The following is a 20177-nucleotide window of genomic DNA, read 5'->3' as shown; positions in this document are numbered from 1 at the left end:
CTGAAGAATCCAATTCAAAGATAACACTGACTTCCCCCATCCTACTCGGGTCCGGGTCTATTGCATAACTCAAAAATATCAACTCCTCTATAATTAATTACTTCATAATCATAAACCCAAACATAAAAAAGCACAAACAAGATTTATTCGGGAAAATAAGGATTTAAGTGAATGAGCACCTCTTCGATATTGTCATATTTCTCCATCATTCTGCCTTTAATTAATTTTGCCAGATCATGTCCCTCTTTAATGGTTTTATAATGGTCAATTGAAATTCTAAGATCCACTAAAACATAGTGACCATGTTCCCTCGCTCTAATTCGATCAATCCTTTTTACCTCTTGGAATTCATTCACTACATTAATGTATTCCTGAAGTGTCTCGGCGTCAATGTTTCTTTCGAGCAGGATATCAAAAGCTTCCGTTAACATTTCTTTTGAGATTTTAAAAATTAAGTAGGCTACAAATATACTTGCTGCTTTATCTCCGTAATGAAGAATGAAAATATCAAAGCGTTCGCCCACTATGGAAAGGAGGACGCCGACAGCCGCTGCAATTGAAGCCGCAATATCCGCTTTGTGGTCGAATGCAATGGCTTCAATTGCCTTACTATTATGCTCCTGTGCCACCGTTAATGATGAACGGTACAAAATAATCTTTGTCACATAAGAAATAATCGCTACCCACATGGCTAAGTAGCTTGGTGTTTCTACTTCATGAAAGAAACCAGCGACTCCTTCATAAACAACATATATGGAAACGAGGAATAGTAAAATTCCAACGATACCGGAAACAATAACCTCTGCTTTTCCATGGCCATAGGGATGTTCTTTATCTGCAGGTTTATTAGCAAGTTTAATAACCAATAAAACAATCACAGAAGCAAAAACATCAGCAGCAGAATGGATTCCATCTGCAAAAACAGCGTCACTATTCCCATACCACCCGATGAAAAGTTTCCCCATTGTTAAGATGATATTACTGATTACACTAACCCAGGCAATTTTCTTAGCTAAGGATTCCCTCATTTTCCCTGCCACCTCAAATAATTTCTATTTCTTCATCTGATTGGTTTCATTTTCCTCCATCATCATTTCTGCTTCTTCTTCGACAGATATTCTGTTGATTGCGTCATGGAGAAAATGAAAAGCTTCATCCAATTCTTCTCTTGATGGATATTTATCTTTGTTCACATGAATCAGCTCCTTGATTTTTTGTATGAGTAATCCTCTAATAAAAAGTAGAAAATACGGTTGTACCAATTTAATTAAAAGGAGAGTGTGCAGCATGGATAAAAAGAATTCAACTAACAACAGTACTGATCTCGCTGGCCGTACTTACGAAACAAGTGATTATCAAAAAAATGATGTGATGTCTACGGGTCTATCAACCACACATGAACAGGTAAGTGACGCCTATATGGAGGGTGAAATAGATACATCCACTGATGATGATTTAAACGCGAAGGACCTCCCAATTGCCCAAAAGCCATACAGAAACGAATAAAATTAGAGAAAACAGCTTTCCAAGCGAAAGCTGTTTTCCTTTTTACTTGTCGTCTACATATGGATCATGTTCATATGCTGGTAAGTCTCCAAAGCTCGTCATTATTCCTTCTTCATCAAGTGACTCTTCATAACGTTCATGTTGTGGATTTGGGTAAACGGTAATATTATTCCCATATATATCATTACCTACAAAATTTTCGTAATCCTCAACATAGCCCTCATTTTCATCCGGTTCCATCCCAACATCATTGTAGTGTTCTTGTGGGAAGGCTAAATCAGATGGTGTATCAGATGTTCCCCATTGTTCTACAATCTGCCACGAATCCTCTGCGTCAAAGGCAACATTTTCATCCTTTGAATCCATATCAAATTTTCCAAAAGGCGGCATTAAAACGCCCTCTTCAATCGGCCGATCGTGCGATACCACTTGATCTGGGCTATGTTCTTTACAATAGGTTGTATTGGGCAGTGCCTCTAATCGTTCATAAGAGATTTCTTTCCCACATACTTCACATTTCCCATATGAACCATTTTCCATTGCTTCCAATGCTTTATTTATATTTCTTAGCTGTAAATCGGTATGCTCATTTAAAGCAATATCCTTTTCACGTTCGTATAGCTCTGAACCCTCATCGGCAGGATGATTATCATAACTTGATAATTCCCCCATCGATTCGTGAAAATGACCTCGTTCCAGGCCATAATGATCATTTTGCTCAAGACGCTCTTCTATTTCCTCTTTTTCCTTAAGTAGCTGTAAACGAAAACCAGCAAGCTGTTCTGTCGTTAACATAGTAAACCCCTTTCAAGGCTTATTGCTTATCTATATCGCCCAATTAATTTTATCTTTATCAAGTACCTTTTTATTTTCAATGTTTTCGTCGTTGTTTATGTAATTTATTTAGTGATTCCAACAAAAACCTAATTGACTCTCGAAGAACTGCTGAATAAGTTTTTAACAGGCGTGTACATTAACATATAGAAAGAATACAGAAAGAAAAGAGGGGACTTCAAATGGTAAATGAAAATTTTAATAAGTTTAGAAAAGAACAAGAGGACCACCAAAGTGTATATTTAGGCGGTTCCAATCAACAGCGTGGAAAGAATGACCCTGAATATAATAACCAGGACAATACGGAGAAATCAGTAGGAGCAACTGGGAGAAAAATAAATGGGCAAATCGAGTAGTGGAGAAAATGAACAAAAAAATATGAAGTGGTGGCAGCTTTCCTTATTTGGTGTGGGGTGTACGATTGGCACTGGCTTCTTTCTCGGATCAAGCATCGCCATCAAAATGACAGGACCTGCTATTCTCATCGCATTTATCCTCGCAGCTGCTGGAACGTATTTAGTCTTTGATGCTCTTGCAAAAATGACTGCACAAGAACCTCTGAAAGGGGGGTTTCGTTCCTATGCGAAAAAGGCATTTGGCAGATGGGCAGGATTTAGCAGCGGCTGGGTCTATTGGGTTTCAGAGGTTTTAATAATGGGGAGCCAAATGACCGCACTTTCCATATTTTCTCGATTTTGGTTTCCAAAGGTTCCACTGTGGTTATTTGCTGGTGCATATGCCCTCCTTGGGCTTGTAGTTGTCTTAATCGGAGTTAGTATCTTAAATAAATTAGAAAATGTCCTTGCCGTTTTAAAAATAGCGGCAATATTAATGTTCGTCGTTATTGCATTATTGGCGATATTCGGAGTGATTGATGGAGATCGGCCCCTTCAATATCCAGATAGCAGAAAGGATTTAATTCCACACGGGTTTCTTGGTTTATGGTCCGGGGTTATCTTCGCCTTCTATGCATTTGGAGGAATTGAAATCTTAGGGTTGATGGCAACACAGTTAAAGGACCCAAAGGAGGCCCCTAAGGCTGGTAAAGTCATGCTATTTACTCTTATGGTCATCTACATGCTTTCCATTGGTCTTGCTGTCTTAATGGTTCCTTGGAATCAGTTTAATGGCGAGAAAAGTCCATTCGTTAATGCCCTGGACAATTACAATTTAACATTTATTCCGCATCTTTTTAATGGAGCGTTAATTATTGCTGGATTTTCAACTATGGTTGCTTCCCTTTTTGCCGTTACCAGCATCCTTGTAACACTCTCAGAGGAAGGAGATGCACCTGGAGTATTTTGCAAACAGGGTAAACTAAAGGTTCCGATACCTACCTTGCTCATTACAGTATTGGGGATATCACTTTCAATTGTCTCTGCTCTATTAATGCCAGGTCATGTTTATGAGTACATTACAACAGCAGCGGGGCTCATGCTCCTTTACAACTGGATCTTTATTTTAACTTCATCTTGGAAGCTATTAGAAGTAACAGCAAAGGATAAAATAAAATATTCCATAGGAATCCTGTTCATTCTAATCGCAGTCAGCGGAACATTATTCCATAGCACAAGCCGGCCAGGTTTCTTTATCAGCCTGGGTTTCCTTGGAATTATCGGCTGCATAACGTTACTTATGAATTTCAAGTGGAAAAAGAAAAAGAAAAAGGGCAAGGTATTCAGTCCATGGCCAACTGCTTGATTGCCAGCGATTACATTCGCTGGCTTTTTTCTATTATCCAAATAAGACATTAAAGGCTTGGACACCAAAGTAAATTCCAAAACCGATCAAGGACACTCCTGATAGGAGCGAAATCCCTACAAGCAGCTTAGAGGTTAAGTATTTTCGAAAATTACTCGCAATCCCAGCCATTGTGAAATCCCAAATCAGTAATCCGATAAAGATGGCGGAGCTATAAATAATCAACTGACTTGTTTCATAGGTTGCAGCAGTCTTGGCGAGAACAGAGCCGTATATTCCTAACCAAAATAAAATCGTTAACGGATTGGATATAGACATAAAAAAGCCAGATAAAAAGGATTTTATTAAAGGCTCATCCTTTCTGTTTTCACCTATTTTCACCTTATTTGCCGACAGCATGGTTTCTATGCCCGTATAAATTAAAATAAAACACCCGAATAACCAAAGAAAGGTTTTCATAAATGGAGTTTCAAGGAAGTGAACAACACCAAAATAAACGACCATCATGTAGACTCCATCCGCTGCGACAGCCCCCACTCCAATTAGCCATGAATGCATAAATCCATATTTAATCCCCTTATCAATCTGTGCTGCATTTATCGGACCAATTGGAGCAGCGAGCGACAATCCCAGTAAAATATAACTCAAAAATACATTCATCCTAATCTCTCCCTGAAATGAAATATAGAAGCCTGTCTATCAATTTCTATTCAGGAAGGAGGGTTTGTACCACTTAATTTTCATAAAAAAAGAGTCTTCTTTTTAGAAAGAAAACCCTTAAGCAGTCTTTACAGTGTTGAACACTAGATACTTTTGACCGAGATAATTACTTATCGTATAAAGGACACTCCCTAAAAGAACAGCGCCATTTTGTTCGACCGAAGTGCTTACCATTTGGATTTCGTTTACCCAGACTACTAGCTTTTCACTAAAAAAATAGGAGGCCACATAACAGATAAGGATAATGGTCATAAACTTTGGCAGTCCACGTTGAAAAGATACCGAACTATTAAAGGTAAAAGAACGATTCAAAAAAAAGCTAACACATGCTCCTATTGCATTACCAGTAAAAGTCGAAACCCAATAAGAAAGATGAACAGCATTTAGTAAAAAAAAGATTATGCATAATCCGACACATGTATTAACGAACCCAACCAAAAGAAAGCGGACGAACGAATTAGTTGGTTTTATAAATCTCATTCTCCTCACCTTTTCTAATTAAATGATGCCTTGGAATGGGCAGAGAGTATGTGTCAATATCAATAATAAACTTAGGCCGCTGTTTTGATTCTTTATAAATTTTCCCAACATACTCCCCAATTAAGCCTATGGCGATCAGCTGTAATCCGCCAATCAACCAAATGGACGTAATCAGTGAGGTCCAGCCGGTCTGAGTTTCCCCTAATGTTTTTAACATTAAAAAGTAACATCCAAACAACAAGCTAAGAAAAAAGGAAACAAACCCAATAAATAATACAAACCGAATCGGTGAAACAGAGAAGGAAGTAATACCGTCAAAGGCGAACGCCAGCATTTTCTTTAATGGGTATTTCGTTTCACCAGCCTGTCTTTCTTTACGGTCATAGTAAACGATATCTGAACGAAATCCCAGGAGCGGAACAATCCCTCGTAAAAAGAGATTTACCTCCTTGAATCCCTCTAATTCCATTAAAGCGCGTTTACTCATTAAACGGAAATCAGCATGATTATAAACAAGGTCAACACCCAATTTTTTCATGAGCTTATAAAAACCCTGCGCTGTACTTCTTTTGAAAATCGTGTCACTGTCCCTGCGCTTTCGAACACCATAAACAATCTCATTGCCTTCATTAAATTTATGAATAAATTCCCTAATGACCTCAATATCATCCTGCAGATCAGCATCTATGGAAACAACACAATCTGAAGTCTCTTTTGCTGCAAACAATCCTGCTAACAATGCGTTTTGATGACCAACATTTCTAGATAATTTTATGCCGCGGACATGCTCACTTTTTAATCCAGCCTTATAAATGATTTCCCACGTACGATCCTTACTCCCATCATCAACAAACAAAATCTTGGTTGTTTTTGAAATAAGCTGTTCGCTTATCAACTGTTTTACGAACTGGTCGAGCTGAAAAATGGTTTCTGGTAAAACATCTTCTTCATTATAGCAAGGCACCACTATCGTCAGGACAGGTTCCATCATCTGTAATAACCCCCGATGTTTACAAAGTCTTGTATAAATAGATTTTCCATGCAGAACTTTTTGATTCAAATACCTTATCAAGCTTTAGTTGATTTTCCGCTGAGTTCGTAATGGGCAGTGCGGAAAGAATATACTGACCACCCATCTCTTTAAATACAGTGGTATTTAATTGCAGGTTTTTTAATTTCCTTTTCGAGTCCTTCTTAATCATATATTTTTTTCCAAGCTGATCCGTAAAGATATAACAACGGCCGCCCCATTGATCAAAATACTTCCGTATCGTTTTATTTTTTGCTAATTCCATTTCTATTATTTCCCTAAATTTATGCTTATAGGTTAATGGATAAAAGTTATTATAAGTGTCCAGTGTGTAAAAGCCATTATACTGAGAAATGGCAGGATGAATCCCAATACTAGCCACTCGATAGTCTTCTTGGTCTTGTCCAATGTGCTCTTTAATCTCTGAAAATAATTCCTCCGCATAAAACTCTTTTACGGTTGGTTTTTTTTGATAGATAATTTCATCATTAAATAAACACAATAAAAGAATTTGCAGGATGGCGAACCATTTTGCCGTTTTCATCCAGCTGCGTCCTTGAAGCGATAGGATTTTTAATGCCAGCGCAAATCCAGCATAGATGACCATCGGCCTTAGAAAGTGATAGCGGGCAAAATTAAAGGTGTCCATAAAATGAAACCTTTTCGTTAAGGGCAGCCAGCCTTTATAAAACCAAAAAGCATACCAGAGTGACAGCAAGAAATTTAAGACAAATAAAAAGACAAAAAGCTTTTCCTGTTTCCAAAGTTTTTTGGAAAAGACAAAATACAGAGCCATTAATGTCACAGGTAAAATAAATAGACCGTGTACAGTCATGACATGGGTATGCCCTAAAACATAATTTTTCAGGGTTAGACGAATGACTCTCCATAGGGGTAAGGAAGCATGAAAATACTCGTCACGGCTGTTCGGTTCTGTAGAAAATAAAAAGGAGTATATCAATCGATATTCAACGAGCATGAAAATAAAAGTCATATAGGCAATGGATAATAAAAAACGAAGATTCCAGCCTTTGCCCCTAAAAACATCCACGAGCCACAAGATGCCCATTGCACTTAAAAAAAAGAAAAAGCCCAGCACAATACTAGCGTAAAAAGGAATTAGCGTTAAAACGATATAATCCTTCTTCGTTCCTTCCCCGTTTCGGATATTAAGGAAAGCCCAGAGTGCCAGCGGCATACCTAACGTACTAAGCATACCTGAGGGCCAAAAGGGGGTTAAAGCAAAGGCAAGAGAAGTGATTACCTGCAGAAAGGTCCATCTTTCACCAGGGAGAAGATGCTTTTTTAATAATAAATACATCCCTATAAAAGCTGCTATCCTGGTTAACGCCTGACTGAGGCCATAGGCTATCATAGTCGGAAACAGTGCGTAGAGCCAGACTATGATACTATATTCAGTTCCAAATGCGTTTCTAGGAACACCATTTATAATTTGGGGTATCACAGCATTGGGATCCCCAAACATTTGACCGCTTCTAGCCAGAACTTTATACCATGCTAAATTCGAATCCAAATTATCATGTACACGAATATGAGCATTTTCTTGAAGAATAAAGAGCGGGGAAAGATATATTGTTAGAATAAGCATGGCAAATAAGATTAATATTGTCTTTTTTCTTGTATCAGTGACCACTCATTCACACCTCATACCTTTGTCCTAGAACCTAACTTTACGTTTAATAAACTTTGCATTTTGAATGGAAATTATTCCTTTTTTCTGCTGTCTTCTCATTTACCTCTTAATACTAAATATATTTTTAAGTGCATAGGATAAAAGAAGGCTTCGGCTTTTCATAGAAAAGAGGGGGTGCATTGATGATTAAAAAAGCTGTCATTCCTGCCGCTGGACTGGGGACTCGATTTCTGCCAGCAACGAAGGCTCAGCCAAAAGAGATGCTGCCAATCGTAGATAAGCCAACGATTCAATATATTGTCGAAGAGGCAGTCCTCTCCGGTATTGAAGATATTATTATTGTAACTGGTAAAAATAAGCGGGCTATAGAGGACCATTTCGATAAATCTTTAGAACTGGAAATGCAGTTAAAAACCAGTGGAAAAATAAAAATGTTAAAAGTAGTCCAGAAAATTTCTACACTAGCTGATATTCATTATGTGCGCCAGAAGGAACCTTTAGGTCTCGGTCATGCAATACTATGTGCCAAGAAGTTTATAGGTAACGAACCCTTTGCTGTTCTGCTGGGAGATGATGTGATTGATAGTGAATCCCCTGCATTACGGCAAATGATAGAAAAATATAACGAAGTTCAGTCAAGCATTCTTGGCTGTAAAGAGGTTCCTAAGGAAGATGTTGTAAAATATGGAATTGTTGATTATTCATACCCCTATCAAGATTTGTATAAGGTTCAGAGCCTTATTGAAAAACCATCTATTGCTGAAGCACCTTCTACACATGCAATTGTTGGCAGATATATTTTAACTCCTGCTATATTTGAGATGTTAGAGCGGGGTAAACCAGACGTAAACGGGGAAATTCAATTAACAGAAGCTATTGACCGCCTTTTGGCTCGTGAGCCTATCTTCTCCTATCTAATTAAAGGAACACGATATGATGTTGGGGATAAATTTGGATTCTTACAGGCAGCCATCGACTTTGCTCTGAAACGCCCAGAGCTCAGGGAGAAGCTTAAACAATATTTACAGGAAACCTTAAATAAGGTGGAAAATGGTCATAATTAAAAAATAACCTCCCCATTTCTGATAGGGAGGTTATTTTTTAAGGCTTTAGTGTTTTACCTGTATGTTACTATAAACATTTAGAAGAGAATCAAGCTTTTGGCTGCATAGGACAACATTTGGGTTGGAATATCCATATTGTTGTGCTAAATCAATCATTTCAATTCTAGTCTTCTCAATATCAGACAACACATAGTCCATGTTCATTTCCATAGCCCTACCTCTTTTCATGTTTATAACTTTTATATATTGTTAACCTTAATTTATAAATTTTTTCACTTTAAAGCAAGTAGTAATAAATAAAACAATTGAATCTTTCGTGAACATTATACTAGTACATATTTCCCATCACAGACGTTACTCATTACTCAAGATAGATTCCAGCTCTTTCACTAGGGTCTTCCCTGTCTCAATATACTTTTCAGGGAAACTGGCGTCACTATCCACTGGTTCTGAAAATTGATTTAAAGTGCCAGCATCACCAATATGGTCATCAAGTCCTATTTGATATTTGTGAGACAACAGGAAGGGTCGTCCCAGTTCTACTGTACAGTTTCGTGCATCTAATTGGCCATCTTTAGCTGAGAATGGCAGCCTTAGGAACTGATATCCCACTTCATCATCTATTTTATAGTCAAAGGCACCGTGGTCATAATCCCAGTTGCCGCCGATTGAATATCCGATTGGTTTAAGCAATTGTTCGAGCTTATACAAATCAAACTGTTTACCTTCTACACTTGATGGTATTTCAATCATCATACAGCCCCCTTTTTCATCATTATTTATTAGTTTTCCCAAAAAATTAAAAATAGAGTACTGAATTTCTCAGTACTCTACAAAATATTTATAGCATGTTGTTAAACTTGGTCTGTTAATTTCCGCTCCACTAAGGAATGCTTCTTGAATAATCATCGCAGGGACAGGCGGTCTCTGCCTGTCACGAGGCACTTCGCTTTCCGCGGGCGGTCCGGGGAGCCTCCTCGGCGCGTAAGCGCCTGTGGGGTCTCCCCAGCCCCGTCCTCCCGCAGGAGTCTTCGTGCCTTACGCTCCAATTAACAGTGCGACAAAATCAAGTATATGCTATTAACACATTATAAAATTAAAGTCTTTTTTCGAGCTCTGCTTTCTTTTCTTCGAAGCCTGGTTTGCCTAGTAGTGCGAACATGTTTACTTTGTATGCTTCTACTCCTGGCTGGTCGAATGGGTTAACGCCTAGAAGGTATCCGCTCATTGCACATGCTTTTTCGAAGAAGTAGACTAGGTATCCAAATGTGTATTCGTCCATTTCAGGGATGGATACGATTAAGTTTGGTACGCCTCCATCTGTATGAGCAAGCATGGTTCCTTGGAATGCTTTATTGTTTACGAAGTCAACCGATTGTCCTGCAAGATAATTTAGTCCATCTAAATCACTTTCTGCTTCTTCGATTGTCAATTCATGGCGGGGTTTCTCCACCTTAATGACGGTTTCAAATAAATCACGGCGGCCTTCTTGTACATACTGTCCTAGTGAATGAAGATCAGTTGAGAAGTTAGCTGAAGAAGGGTAAATTCCTTTTTGGTCTTTTCCTTCACTTTCTCCAAATAACTGCTTCCACCACTCAGAAAAGTACTGAAGTCCAGGTTCATAATTGATTAGCATTTCAATGGTTTTCCCTTTATTATAAAGCGCGTTTCTAACAGCAGCATATTGATAAGCTTGGTTTTCCTCAAGCTCTGAATGGCTGTAGTCTTCTTGCGCTTTAGCCGCTCCCTGCATCATCTTATCAATGTCCGCACCACTTACAGCGATTGGAAGTAAGCCAACAGCAGTTAACACAGAATAGCGTCCGCCAATGTCATCTGCAATCACAAAAGACTCATAACCTTCCTCGTTGGATAAGGTCTTCAAGGCACCTCTAGCTTTATCTGTAGTAGCATAAATTCTCTTGCGTGCTTCTTCCACACCGTATTTTTCTTCAAGAAGCTTACGGAAGATTCTAAAGGCAATCGCTGGCTCTGTTGTCGTTCCAGACTTCGAGATTACGTTTACAGAGAAGTCTTTTCCATCCAGCAGATCCATTACATCTCTCATATATGTGGAACTAATGTTATTACCTACAAAGATAATTTGTGGTGTTTTACGCTTGTCTTTTGGCAGGGCATTGTAGAAGCTATGCTGCAGCATTTCAATTGCAGCTCTTGCTCCTAGATATGATCCGCCAATTCCAATCACAAGCAGCACATCTGAATCGGATTTAATTTTTTCCGCGGCTTTTTTAATGCGGGAGAACTCTTCCTTATCATAGTTGGTCGGCAGGTCTATCCAGCCTAAATAGTCACTTCCTGCTCCTGTCTGCTCATGCAGGGAATGGTGTGCGACTTTAACAGCGTCACGTAAATATGTAATCTCATGTTCTGCAAAGAAGGCCAACGCTTTTGAATAATCAAAACGTATGTGTGTCATGTATGTAATCCTCCAATAAATTTATTTACAATTCTCACTTTAACGAATGCTGGACAGATTATCAAGAAAGGTCTCCCCTTGTAAGCGTACCCATTTTCGCCATTTTTTTTACATTCTTCAGATTTTGTCGAAAAAACAAACGGACATCATTAAATGCCCGTTTGTTTTTGATTAAAGTGACTCCCGATAAATGGTTAACACGTCTTCTCTGTTTAGTTTTGTAAAGTTTCCGAATTCACCATAAACCATTGCTCTGTCTGCCATTATTTCTAGTTTGCTGTCATCAATATTATAGTCTGCTAAGCGCGAAGGTGCTCCAATACTGTTCCAGTATTCACGCAATTTTTGGATACCCTCTAGTCCTGCTTCTTCATCACTTTTACCTTCTGGGTCAACCCCAAATACTCTTACCGCAAGCTGTTTAAAACGCTCTGGTTTTACCTTAAGGTTATGTTTCATCCAGTGTGGGAATAAAATGGCAAGCCCTCCGCCATGAGGAATATCATAAACCGCTGATACCGCATGTTCTAGATTATGTGTAGCCCAATCACCGCGATAGCCCATATTTAAGATGCCGTTTAACGCCATAGTCCCGCTATAAAGGATTGTTGCACGATGTTCATAGCTTTCTAAATTCTCTAAAAGTTTAGGTGCTGTTTCCATTACGGTAATAAGTAATGATTCACACATACGATCTTGGAATAAGGTATTCTCTTCCAAATGAAAATAGTGCTCTAATACATGAGACATCATATCGACAATTCCATAAATGGTTTGATCCCTTGGAACGGAAAAAGTATGTACAGGATCTAAAATAGAGAATTTCGGGAACGTGAACGGACTTCCCCATCCATATTTTTCATTTGTCTCCCAGTTGGTAATAACAGACCCAGAATTCATTTCTGATCCTGTAGCCGCTAGCGTAAGGACTGTCCCGAACGGCAGTGCTTCCTTTACCGCTGCTTTTCTAGTAACCAAGTCCCATGCATCTCCGTCGTATTTTGCACCTGCTGCAATTAGCTTCGTGCAGTCAATTACACTGCCGCCGCCAACCGCTAAGAGTACATCTATACCTTCGCTCTTACAAATTTCGACCCCTTTTCGGGCAGTTGTAATCCGGGGATTGGGTTCAACTCCAGGTAATTCAAACACTTGTGCGTCAATTTCATTCAATAAGTTAATGACTTTGTCATAAAGACCGCTTCGTTTAATACTGCCGCCGCCATAAACAACTAACACTTTTTTACCATAGTGAGGTATTTCTTGTTTCAATTGCTCCAGTTGTCCTTTACCAAATATTAATTTGGTTGGATTCCAAAAAGTAAAATTTTGCATGTTTTGCACCATCCTTTCAACATTATATTATTATTGAAAAAAATATTTTTTGCAAAGGTTACAGATATGAATAATTCACAAGATTTATCTGCAATATAATCATGAACATAAATTCGAAGGAGGAATCCTGCTTGAGTACAATTCAAAGAATAGCCCTAATTCTTACCATCATCGGTGCTATAAATTGGGGATTAATTGGGTTTTTTGGATTTAATTTAGTTGAAGCCATTTTTGGAGATAATTCAGCATTATCAAGAATTATTTATGGTTTGGTTGGAATTGCCGGGCTTATCAACCTTGGATTACTTTTCAAGCCTAATGAAGCGCATGTTAGGGAACCAGAGACAGAAACGACAAGATAAAGATATAGAAAAATCCTTGCAAAATTATTGCAAGGATTTTTTCATATCCAGCCTCTAAATTCGGAGGCTTCTACCATTTTTCTTACACCGACCATATAGGCGGCAACACGTAAATTTACATTGCTGTTATTTGAGATTTCATATATCTGTTGAAACGCATATACAATCTTTTTCCGCAGTTTATCCCTTACTTCTTTCTCATCCCAATAATACCCCTGTTTATTTTGAACCCACTCAAAATAGGAGACCGTCACTCCCCCAGCTCCCGCTAAAACATCAGGAACGAGCAATATACCACGTTCAGATAGTACCTTCGTTGCTTCTATCGTTGTGGGACCATTTGCAGCTTCCACTATAATCTTTGCTCTAATACTATGTGCATTTTTGGCAGTAATTTGATTTGAAGTTGCTGCCGGAATAAGAATATCACATTCTTTTTCAAGCAATTCTTCGTTAGAAATCGTTCCATCAAATAGGGAGGTTACAGTACCAAAACTATCGCGGCGCTGAAGCAAATAATCAATATTGAGACCATCTGGGTCGTAAAGTGCGCCATAGACATCAGAAATCCCAACAACAATGGCTCCCGACTGGTGCATAAACTTTGCAATGAAACTGCCTGCATTACCAAACCCCTGAATAATGACACGTGCCCCTTTAATGGATAGTCCTCGTATTTTTGCAGCTTCTTCTATACAAATGGCTGCTCCCAGTGCTCCAGCTTCTTCTCTTCCCTCTGAGCCGCCAAGGCCAATAGGCTTTCCTGTAATAAACCCAGGAGAATCAAAGCTCCGCAGGCGGCTATACTCATCCATCATCCAGGCCATAATCTGAGAATTGGTATACATATCCGGTGCCGGGATATCCTTCGTTGGACCCACTATTTGACTAATAGCACGCACATATCCCCGGCTTAAGCGTTCAAGTTCACCAAACGAGAGGGTTCGGGGATTACAAAGTATACCTCCCTTTCCGCCTCCAAAGGGAAGATCCGCAATTCCGCATTTTAAGCTCATCCACATGGCCAATGCCTTTACATCATCCTCCGTGACTTTAGGATGGAAGCGAATGCCGCCAATCGTCGGCCCCACTGAATCATTATGTTGAGCTCTATAGCCAGTGAAAACTTTTACAGAACCATCATCCATGCGAACAGGAATTCTAACCCTCAGCATCCTGACCGGTTCTTTTAATATCTCAAACGCATTTTCTGTAAACCCCAGTTTTTTTAACGCATCATGAATAACAATCTGTGTTGATGTAAAAAGATTTAAGTTTTCATTCTCGTTATCATTTTCACCCACAGTATTTGTTACATCATTCTTCCCCATTTTGGCACCTCTATTTTTCATTTAACTCAGTACGTTTTTAATGCGTTCTATAGCCCAGTCCAATTCTTCTTTGCTAATGATAAGTGGTGGAGCAAATCGAATTACAGTATCATGAGTTTCCTTACACAATAAACCTTGCTCCTTTAATTCCTCACAATATTTACGTGCTGGTTCTGTTAATTCTACCCCAATAAACAATCCACGCCCTCGTACTTCCCTAATCCTAGGATTGTGTATTTCTTTTAATTTGCTTACAAAGTATTGTCCTAATTCTAATGATTTATCAGAGAGCTTTTCATCAATTAGTACATCGAGAGCAGCAATTGAAACTGCACATGCAAGAGGGTTTCCTCCGAAGGTAGAGCCATGAGACCCTGGGTTAAAGACACCTAATATATCCTTGTTTCCCACTACACATGAGATTGGAAATACACCTCCGCCCAGTGCTTTACCAAGTATGTACATGTCTGGCTCAATTCCTTCCCACTCACAGGCAAACATCTTTCCGGTTCGAGCCAGCCCTGCTTGGATCTCATCAGCAATAAAGAGAACATTGTTTTCTTTACATAGGTTAAAAGCTTCCTTCATAAAACCTTCAGGAGGAATCACAATACCTGCCTCACCTTGAATAGGTTCAATCAAAAATGCTGCTGTATTGGCAGTAATGGCTGATTTTAAAGCTTCAATATCTCCATATGGAATAAGTTTTATTCCTGGAAGCATAGGTCCAAAACCCCGTTTGTACTCTGCTTCAGAAGACAAGGAAACAGCAGTCATAGTTCTGCCATGGAAGTTGCCTGTGCATGCGATTATTTCTGCTTGATTCTCGGTAACACCCTTTACATCGTAAGACCAGCGCCTTGCAGCTTTAATCGCCGTTTCAACTGCTTCTGCACCTGTATTCATTGGAAGCGCCATGTCTTTTCCTGTTATTTCACAAATTTTTTCGTACCAAGGTCCTAATTGGTCATTATGAAAGGCACGGGAAGTTAACGTTACCTTATCTGCTTGATCCTTTAATGCTTGAATAATTTTTGGATGGCGATGTCCTTGGTTTACTGCGGAATAAGCACTCAACATGTCCATATATTTATTGCCTTCAGGGTCCTCTACCCAAACCCCTTCGGCACGTGAGATAACAATTGGAAGTGGATGGTAATTATGTGCACCATATTTTTCAGTTTGCTCGATTAAGCTTTTCGTTTTCATTTCCGCCGTCATAGATCTTCTTCCTCCATTTCAAAGGTAGGTATGTACATACCTATTGTAGCCGAGCATGCAAAAAGAATGAACCATAACTATAAACTTTTTCGTAATAAAAAAACCTAGCTCATGCGGTTAATGGCATGGTGCTAGGTTTTCGTTGTATTATTTCTTAATTAAGTCTTCACGCTGGGATTGGTCAATCCACTCTTGCAGTTTGTCTTTTAAAGTGTTAAAACCTTGTTGTCCTTCAACTTCAGGTACAATTGCAGCTGCTTGACGCTTACGTGGTTTCTTTGGCTTAGCAGCAGCAGCCTGTTGAACAGGTGCTTCTTCTGTTGCACGAATAGACAAACCAATTTTACCCGCATTTTCATCAATTGATAATACTTTTACTTTTACTTCATCGCCAACTTTAAGATGGTCGTTGATGTCTTTTACATAGCCATGCGTAATTTCTGAAATATGCACAAGGCCTTGTGTATTTTCATCTAATGCTATGAACGCACCATATGGTTGAATTCCAGTTACTTTACCAGTTACTACACTTCCAGTTTCGATCTTTTCTGTCATGAAAACACTCCTAAGAAATAATTATTTTATCTTCTATATACGCAATAAACAATTATAGCACATTGTAAAGATTTAATCAAAAAAGGTTTTCCTTAAATCTAATGAAAACGTTGACATAATATTCAATTGGGTTTTTAACTGCTAAAAAGAATTTTATGTTAATATAAATGTGAGATAATGTCTATGTGGAGAGGTGATTAGCATGAATACAGTTGGCCGTACAATCAAAAATTATCGAGAACATTTAAAGATGACAAAAGAAGAATTAGCACAAAAAATTAGAGTAGGTACACATACTATCGAGAAATATGAATCTGGTGAACAGATCCCAAGCACTCAAACCCTTATGAAATTGTCGACCGTCCTTGATATTCCTGCCTCAGAATTATTATTAGATCAGCTCGATAAACAAATATAAATTTATAACAATAGGTATAATTTAAGTTTAATTAGGAAAACATTAACATATAAGCTTTCTAGTATTCCCCCCTTTTTGAAGTGGACAACCAATGTGGTGTGTCCCTTTTTTTTGAAAAAAATGTAAAAACACGTGTGAAATATGAACCCGCTGGAGAAATTATTATAATCAACATAAAATAGAGAGTGGGTTGTCTACGTGGAAGAAAATGTTATTTATCGTAATCAGCTAGTGAATAACATAAATATTTACTATGAGTTTTATCCAAACCCTAATTCCCAAAAGACACTGGTGCTGCTGCACGGTTTCCTTTCCTCCACTTTTAGCTATCGACGATTGATTCCCTTTTTAAACAAAGATTATCAGGTAGTTTCCGTTGACCTTCCTCCCTTTGGAAAGAGCGGGAAAAGCAATAAATTTATTTATTCCTATAAAAATCTTGCTCAAACTGTCATTCAGCTTGTTCATTCCCTTGGTTTAGATGAGGTTATTCTAATCGGTCATTCCATGGGCGGTCAAATTGTCCTTAATATCCTGCATCAACAGCCCGATTTAGCACATAAGGCTATCCTGCTTTGCAGTTCATCTTATTCAAAGCGCTTAAAACTTCCATTAATCCTAGGCAGTTATATTCCTTATTTCCATTTATACGTAAAATTTTCACTAGCAAAGTCAGGTGTGGTACAAAATCTTCAGAATGTCATACATGACCATACCTTAATTAGTGATGAAATGCTCTTTGGATATTTACAGCCTTTTTTAAAGGATGATATTTTTTTAGCATTAACCAGAATGATCCGTGATCATGAAGGTGACCTTTCAAGGACAGCACTCAATAATATTACCCATCCTTGTTTATTAATTTGGGGTGAACATGACAAAGTTGTCCCGCTATCCGTAGGTAAACGCTTGAAAACGGATTTAAGCAGTTCAGAGCTTGTTATTTTAAAGGAGACAGGGCATTTAGTACCTGAGGAACGTCCTGAGGATGTATTCCAGCATATAAAACAATTTTTAGCATAAGAAAACGACAGCCGCCAGCTGTCGTTTTTTATATGGAACATGAGTCATTATCCTTTATCAACAGCAGCTCCCTAGCAACTTTTAGGCACTGCTCGAAAGGTATTAACCTCTCAAAGGAAAATTCATATATACTTTGTATTCTGCCTGCTAATGCTTCTGGCTTGTCTAATTCATGAATCGCTTGGATGGTATCAGCTATTTCAGTATCATAATTTCCATTCTTTAAATAGAAAGGATCCCATTCATTTAATACGTCAACAAATTGTAGATTAGTTTTCATTTCACTTTCCAATTCATTCTCTCCTACTCCTGCTTTTCTACTTGTCTAGCTCCAGCGCCTAGGGGCTCGGGGTCATAAGCAAGGCGCTTCCGCTTTTCTATCTTAAAACATATTCTGCAAGTACAGTTTGAATCTCATAAATGTTTACGTTCTTGTTAAATTGTTTTTGAAGCGGAAGCGCATTCCCTGAAATCCAGATTTTTAATTCTGCATCCAAATCAAAGCTACCCGCTGTCTCAATACTAAAATGGGTAATACTCTTATAAGGAATGGAATGGTACTCCACCTTTTTTCCTGTTAACCCTTGCTTGTCCACTAGAATCAGCCGTTTATTTGTAAAAATGAATAAATCTCTAATTACCTTATAGGCTTTTTCAATTTTTTCATTTACAGCAAGAATTCTAGCAAATTCCATTTGTGCTTCTTCAGGGTTTACCTCTGCGGCATTTCCCAACATTCCATCAAAAAATCCCATGAAAATCCACACCTTTCTTAGCCTCTATTATTAGTATACTTATATATGTCAACAATAAATAGCTTGCCTAAGAATGCTCAGATGTATATCCATTGGACGAATGGATAATCCCCAGTAAATGCTGGAGCATTTGTTTTCCTGAAATAAGCGCTTCTCCCCCTCCCTGTGCAAAAGAATCACTTCCGCCGCCCTTTCCATTAATAGGAGAAAGTGCAGTTCCCATTAATTTTTTCATACTTATGTTTTCTAAAGTACCTCGCGCACATACAAGCTGTACCCTATTTTCATTTTCAGAAACCAATATCACGATGGATTCTTTATCTTCTGTTAGGATCATTCTAGCTAACTTTTGCAGATCCTGTATACTTCTGTTTTGAAACACTTCGCTGATAATTTTATAACCAGCCTCATTTTTACTAATTCGAGCTAAACTTCTTGCTTCATAGTGAAGCAGTTCCTCTCGTGATTGTTCCAATTCCTTTTGCGTGCTTTTACTGTTCTCTATTAGCCGAATAACAGCTTGCTGCATATCCTTTTCAGGAGCATTAAGGAGTTTAGTCAGCTCCATTAGTACTTTATTTTTTTGATTTAACTGTTTCAACACACGATTTCCACAAACAAATTCTACGCGGACCTTTTTCTTTTGTCTTTCCCAGCCCAATATTTTTATTGCCTGGACTTCACCAGTTGCTCTAGGATGAGTACCGCCACAGCCGTTATAATCAAAATTTGGAATGATAACAAGTCTAATATCCTCTTTTACACTTGTCTCTTTTCGCAGTTTATAATTTATTAGTTCTTCCTCTGTTACCCATTTGGTTTCAATTAACCGATTTTCTACTATGATCTGGTTGGCCAGTTCTTCTACTCTCAGAGCTTCAGATTCCAGAAGAATTTCTGTCTCTAAATCAATTGTTATGGTTTCATTTCCTAAATGAAAACCGATTGTCTTGTAACCAAATAATTGTTCAAAGGCAGCCGAGAGAATGTGTTGTCCTGCATGCTGCTGCATATGATCAAATCTTCTTTCCCAATCGATAATACCATGCACAGAAGAGATACCATCATCTAATTCGTTTTCAAGATAATGACGGATTTCCCCCTCAACTTCCTCTACATTGAGTACTTTATTGTTTTCAATTGTTCCAATATCATGGGGCTGGCCGCCGCCTGTCGGGTAAAAGGCTGTTTGTTCCAGAACAATATAATCATTGTCATCCTTATCTTTTCCTTTTGTAACTACTTCGGAAGTGAACGATTTTATGTAAGAGTCTTGATAAAATAATCTATTTCTCATAATTGAATACTCCTAGTTTTTTATAAGAAAGCCTGTCCCTTCAATTATGAAGAAACAGGCTTGTTACGTCTATTTTTTCTTATTTATTTTTTCGGTTTGGCTTTCTAAATTGTTGAAAGCCTCCCATTTGCGGGTAACCCTGATGGTGGCCTCCCATTTGCGGGTAGCCCTGATGGTGGCCTCCCATTTGCGGATAGCCATGCTGGTAGCCTCCCATTTGTGGATAGCCTTGCTGGTAGCCTCCCATTTGTGGATAGCCCTGATGGTGGCCTCCCATTTGTGGATAGCCCTGATGGTGGCCTCCCATTTGTGGATAGCCTTGCTGGTAACCTCCCATTTGTGGATAGCCTTGCTGGTAGCCTCCCATTTGCGGATACCCAGGTTGTCCATGGAAACCGCCAAAAAATTGTCTTTTTGCCATTTATTATCGCCTCCTTACAGTCTACAT

General features: G+C 38.5%; 25 protein-coding genes. 7 read left to right on the top strand and 18 right to left on the bottom strand.

Going from position 1 to position 20177, the window contains the following annotated elements:
- Positions 1 to 143: 143 nt before the first annotated feature.
- Together H0184_RS08265 and H0184_RS08260 are read right to left on the bottom strand one after the other, a co-directional pair.
- On the bottom strand, positions 144 to 1028 hold the full coding sequence (locus H0184_RS08265) for a cation diffusion facilitator family transporter (protein ID WP_221823295.1): 885 nt from the start codon (positions 1026 to 1028) through the stop codon (positions 144 to 146).
- Positions 1029 to 1052: 24 nt separating this feature from the next.
- The gene (locus tag H0184_RS08260; protein WP_221823293.1) at positions 1053 to 1193 is read right to left on the bottom strand and encodes a hypothetical protein; all 141 of its coding nucleotides are present in this window, start codon (positions 1191 to 1193) and stop codon (positions 1053 to 1055) included.
- A 94-nt stretch (positions 1194 to 1287) separates the two neighbouring features.
- Here H0184_RS08260 and H0184_RS08255 point away from each other — a divergent pair, with 94 nt between their 5' ends.
- On the top strand, positions 1288 to 1506 hold the full coding sequence (locus H0184_RS08255) for a YozQ family protein (protein WP_221823291.1): 219 nt from the start codon (positions 1288 to 1290) through the stop codon (positions 1504 to 1506).
- A 42-nt stretch (positions 1507 to 1548) separates the two neighbouring features.
- Here H0184_RS08255 and H0184_RS08250 read toward each other — a convergent pair whose 3' ends face one another.
- Complete coding sequence (locus H0184_RS08250) at positions 1549 to 2301, bottom strand: TraR/DksA C4-type zinc finger protein (RefSeq protein ID WP_221823289.1); 753 nt, start codon at positions 2299 to 2301, stop codon at positions 1549 to 1551.
- Positions 2302 to 2522: 221 nt separating this feature from the next.
- Between H0184_RS08250 and H0184_RS08245 the strand changes: the two genes are divergently transcribed.
- Both H0184_RS08245 and H0184_RS08240 read left to right on the top strand, forming a co-directional pair.
- Positions 2523 to 2696, top strand: coding sequence for a hypothetical protein (locus H0184_RS08245; protein WP_221823287.1), 174 nt, complete (start codon positions 2523 to 2525; stop codon positions 2694 to 2696).
- Positions 2680 to 4041 carry an amino acid permease gene (locus tag H0184_RS08240; RefSeq protein ID WP_221823285.1) on the top strand — a complete coding sequence of 454 codons (1362 nt, stop codon included), beginning with the start codon at positions 2680 to 2682 and terminating at the stop codon, positions 4039 to 4041. Before H0184_RS08245 ends, H0184_RS08240 begins: the two co-directional genes overlap by 17 nt.
- Before the next feature lie 33 nt (positions 4042 to 4074).
- Here H0184_RS08240 and H0184_RS08235 read toward each other — a convergent pair whose 3' ends face one another.
- The 4 genes from H0184_RS08235 to H0184_RS08220 form a co-directional block, all read right to left on the bottom strand.
- Positions 4075 to 4701, bottom strand: coding sequence for a LysE family transporter (locus H0184_RS08235; protein ID WP_221823283.1), 627 nt, complete (start codon positions 4699 to 4701; stop codon positions 4075 to 4077).
- A gap of 117 nt (positions 4702 to 4818) precedes the next feature.
- A complete protein-coding gene (locus tag H0184_RS08230) occupies positions 4819 to 5241 on the bottom strand; it encodes a GtrA family protein (RefSeq protein WP_221823281.1) in 423 nt (140 codons plus the stop codon).
- A complete protein-coding gene (locus H0184_RS08225; protein ID WP_221823279.1) occupies positions 5219 to 6232 on the bottom strand; it encodes a glycosyltransferase family 2 protein in 1014 nt (337 codons plus the stop codon). The genes H0184_RS08230 and H0184_RS08225 overlap by 23 nt, the downstream gene beginning before the upstream one ends.
- Positions 6233 to 6251: 19 nt before the next feature.
- Positions 6252 to 7880 (bottom strand): DUF6044 family protein, encoded by a 1629-nt coding sequence (locus H0184_RS08220; protein WP_260631499.1) that lies wholly within the window; start codon positions 7878 to 7880, stop codon positions 6252 to 6254.
- A 227-nt stretch (positions 7881 to 8107) separates the two neighbouring features.
- On the opposite strand from H0184_RS08220, the gene galU reads away from it, so the two are divergent.
- Positions 8108 to 8989: a UTP--glucose-1-phosphate uridylyltransferase GalU gene (gene galU, locus H0184_RS08215; RefSeq protein WP_221823275.1), complete on the top strand. Its 882-nt coding sequence runs from the start codon at positions 8108 to 8110 to the stop codon at positions 8987 to 8989.
- Positions 8990 to 9034: 45 nt separating this feature from the next.
- On the opposite strand, the gene H0184_RS08210 is transcribed toward galU, so the two are convergent.
- The 4 genes from H0184_RS08210 to H0184_RS08195 all read right to left on the bottom strand — a co-directional run bounded on the left by H0184_RS08210 (position 9035) and on the right by H0184_RS08195 (position 12767).
- Complete coding sequence (locus H0184_RS08210; protein WP_260631492.1) at positions 9035 to 9199, bottom strand: aspartyl-phosphate phosphatase Spo0E family protein; 165 nt, start codon at positions 9197 to 9199, stop codon at positions 9035 to 9037.
- Positions 9200 to 9343: 144 nt separating this feature from the next.
- Positions 9344 to 9742, bottom strand: a complete 399-nt coding sequence (locus H0184_RS08205; protein ID WP_221823273.1) for a YugN-like family protein — start codon at positions 9740 to 9742, stop codon at positions 9344 to 9346.
- A 343-nt stretch (positions 9743 to 10085) separates the two neighbouring features.
- Positions 10086 to 11432, bottom strand: a complete 1347-nt coding sequence (locus tag H0184_RS08200) for a glucose-6-phosphate isomerase (RefSeq protein WP_221823271.1) — start codon at positions 11430 to 11432, stop codon at positions 10086 to 10088.
- A gap of 171 nt (positions 11433 to 11603) precedes the next feature.
- A complete protein-coding gene (locus H0184_RS08195; protein ID WP_221823269.1) occupies positions 11604 to 12767 on the bottom strand; it encodes an iron-containing alcohol dehydrogenase in 1164 nt (387 codons plus the stop codon).
- 131 nt (positions 12768 to 12898) lie between these two features.
- Between H0184_RS08195 and H0184_RS08190 the strand changes: the two genes are divergently transcribed.
- On the top strand, positions 12899 to 13129 hold the full coding sequence (locus tag H0184_RS08190) for a DUF378 domain-containing protein (RefSeq protein ID WP_221823268.1): 231 nt from the start codon (positions 12899 to 12901) through the stop codon (positions 13127 to 13129).
- A 41-nt stretch (positions 13130 to 13170) separates the two neighbouring features.
- Here the strand turns inward: H0184_RS08190 and H0184_RS08185 are convergent, their stop codons facing one another.
- From H0184_RS08185 to yugI, 3 genes are all read right to left on the bottom strand, one after another.
- Positions 13171 to 14460 (bottom strand): Glu/Leu/Phe/Val family dehydrogenase, encoded by a 1290-nt coding sequence (locus tag H0184_RS08185; RefSeq protein ID WP_221823267.1) that lies wholly within the window; start codon positions 14458 to 14460, stop codon positions 13171 to 13173.
- A gap of 21 nt (positions 14461 to 14481) precedes the next feature.
- Positions 14482 to 15681 (bottom strand): ornithine--oxo-acid transaminase, encoded by a 1200-nt coding sequence (locus H0184_RS08180; RefSeq protein WP_221823266.1) that lies wholly within the window; start codon positions 15679 to 15681, stop codon positions 14482 to 14484.
- Between the two features lie 147 nt (positions 15682 to 15828).
- Positions 15829 to 16236, bottom strand: coding sequence for a S1 domain-containing post-transcriptional regulator GSP13 (gene yugI / locus H0184_RS08175; RefSeq protein WP_221823265.1), 408 nt, complete (start codon positions 16234 to 16236; stop codon positions 15829 to 15831).
- A 202-nt stretch (positions 16237 to 16438) separates the two neighbouring features.
- Between yugI and H0184_RS08170 the strand changes: the two genes are divergently transcribed.
- Both H0184_RS08170 and H0184_RS08165 read left to right on the top strand, forming a co-directional pair.
- Positions 16439 to 16654 carry a helix-turn-helix domain-containing protein gene (locus H0184_RS08170; RefSeq protein ID WP_221823264.1) on the top strand — a complete coding sequence of 72 codons (216 nt, stop codon included), beginning with the start codon at positions 16439 to 16441 and terminating at the stop codon, positions 16652 to 16654.
- Between the two features lie 198 nt (positions 16655 to 16852).
- The gene (locus tag H0184_RS08165; protein WP_221823263.1) at positions 16853 to 17677 is read left to right on the top strand and encodes an alpha/beta fold hydrolase; all 825 of its coding nucleotides are present in this window, start codon (positions 16853 to 16855) and stop codon (positions 17675 to 17677) included.
- A gap of 28 nt (positions 17678 to 17705) precedes the next feature.
- Here H0184_RS08165 and H0184_RS08160 read toward each other — a convergent pair whose 3' ends face one another.
- The 4 genes from H0184_RS08160 to H0184_RS08145 all read right to left on the bottom strand — a co-directional run bounded on the left by H0184_RS08160 (position 17706) and on the right by H0184_RS08145 (position 20150).
- Positions 17706 to 17969: a YugE family protein gene (locus H0184_RS08160; protein ID WP_260631491.1), complete on the bottom strand. Its 264-nt coding sequence runs from the start codon at positions 17967 to 17969 to the stop codon at positions 17706 to 17708.
- A gap of 85 nt (positions 17970 to 18054) precedes the next feature.
- On the bottom strand, positions 18055 to 18432 hold the full coding sequence (locus H0184_RS08155) for a PH domain-containing protein (RefSeq protein WP_221823262.1): 378 nt from the start codon (positions 18430 to 18432) through the stop codon (positions 18055 to 18057).
- Between the two features lie 67 nt (positions 18433 to 18499).
- A complete protein-coding gene (locus tag H0184_RS08150) occupies positions 18500 to 19729 on the bottom strand; it encodes an alanyl-tRNA editing protein (protein WP_221823261.1) in 1230 nt (409 codons plus the stop codon).
- Between the two features lie 79 nt (positions 19730 to 19808).
- Positions 19809 to 20150, bottom strand: coding sequence for a hypothetical protein (locus tag H0184_RS08145; RefSeq protein WP_221823259.1), 342 nt, complete (start codon positions 20148 to 20150; stop codon positions 19809 to 19811).
- Positions 20151 to 20177 lie beyond the last annotated feature (27 nt).

This window comes from Neobacillus niacini (assembly GCF_019749295.1).
In the GTDB taxonomy this organism is placed as follows: Bacteria; Bacillota; Bacilli; order Bacillales; family Cytobacillaceae; genus Neobacillus; species Neobacillus niacini_D.
Note: the sequence above shows the minus strand (reverse complement) of the source record. Positions and strands in the feature narration are given on the sequence as shown.

Excerpts from the sequence above, each read along its gene's own strand:
- H0184_RS08265 (WP_221823295.1), bottom strand. The coding sequence starts at position 1,028 with ATGAGGGAATCCTTAGCTAAGAAAATTGCCTGGGTTAGTGTAATCAGT.
- H0184_RS08255 (WP_221823291.1), top strand. The coding sequence starts at position 1,288 with ATGGATAAAAAGAATTCAACTAACAACAGTACTGATCTCGCTGGCCGT.
- H0184_RS08250 (WP_221823289.1), bottom strand. The coding sequence starts at position 2,301 with ATGTTAACGACAGAACAGCTTGCTGGTTTTCGTTTACAGCTACTTAAG.
- H0184_RS08245 (WP_221823287.1), top strand. The coding sequence starts at position 2,523 with ATGGTAAATGAAAATTTTAATAAGTTTAGAAAAGAACAAGAGGACCAC.
- H0184_RS08240 (WP_221823285.1), top strand. The coding sequence starts at position 2,680 with ATGGGCAAATCGAGTAGTGGAGAAAATGAACAAAAAAATATGAAGTGG.
- H0184_RS08235 (WP_221823283.1), bottom strand. The coding sequence starts at position 4,701 with ATGAATGTATTTTTGAGTTATATTTTACTGGGATTGTCGCTCGCTGCT.
- H0184_RS08230 (WP_221823281.1), bottom strand. The coding sequence starts at position 5,241 with ATGAGATTTATAAAACCAACTAATTCGTTCGTCCGCTTTCTTTTGGTT.
- H0184_RS08225 (WP_221823279.1), bottom strand. The coding sequence starts at position 6,232 with ATGATGGAACCTGTCCTGACGATAGTGGTGCCTTGCTATAATGAAGAA.
- H0184_RS08220 (WP_260631499.1), bottom strand. The coding sequence starts at position 7,880 with ATGCTTATTCTAACAATATATCTTTCCCCGCTCTTTATTCTTCAAGAA.
- galU (WP_221823275.1), top strand. The coding sequence starts at position 8,108 with ATGATTAAAAAAGCTGTCATTCCTGCCGCTGGACTGGGGACTCGATTT.
- H0184_RS08210 (WP_260631492.1), bottom strand. The coding sequence starts at position 9,199 with ATGGAAATGAACATGGACTATGTGTTGTCTGATATTGAGAAGACTAGA.
- H0184_RS08205 (WP_221823273.1), bottom strand. The coding sequence starts at position 9,742 with ATGATTGAAATACCATCAAGTGTAGAAGGTAAACAGTTTGATTTGTAT.
- H0184_RS08200 (WP_221823271.1), bottom strand. The coding sequence starts at position 11,432 with ATGACACACATACGTTTTGATTATTCAAAAGCGTTGGCCTTCTTTGCA.
- H0184_RS08195 (WP_221823269.1), bottom strand. The coding sequence starts at position 12,767 with ATGCAAAATTTTACTTTTTGGAATCCAACCAAATTAATATTTGGTAAA.
- H0184_RS08185 (WP_221823267.1), bottom strand. The coding sequence starts at position 14,460 with ATGGGGAAGAATGATGTAACAAATACTGTGGGTGAAAATGATAACGAG.
- H0184_RS08180 (WP_221823266.1), bottom strand. The coding sequence starts at position 15,681 with ATGACGGCGGAAATGAAAACGAAAAGCTTAATCGAGCAAACTGAAAAA.
- yugI (WP_221823265.1), bottom strand. The coding sequence starts at position 16,236 with ATGACAGAAAAGATCGAAACTGGAAGTGTAGTAACTGGTAAAGTAACT.
- H0184_RS08170 (WP_221823264.1), top strand. The coding sequence starts at position 16,439 with ATGAATACAGTTGGCCGTACAATCAAAAATTATCGAGAACATTTAAAG.
- H0184_RS08155 (WP_221823262.1), bottom strand. The coding sequence starts at position 18,432 with ATGGGATTTTTTGATGGAATGTTGGGAAATGCCGCAGAGGTAAACCCT.
- H0184_RS08150 (WP_221823261.1), bottom strand. The coding sequence starts at position 19,729 with ATGAGAAATAGATTATTTTATCAAGACTCTTACATAAAATCGTTCACT.
- H0184_RS08145 (WP_221823259.1), bottom strand. The coding sequence starts at position 20,150 with ATGGCAAAAAGACAATTTTTTGGCGGTTTCCATGGACAACCTGGGTAT.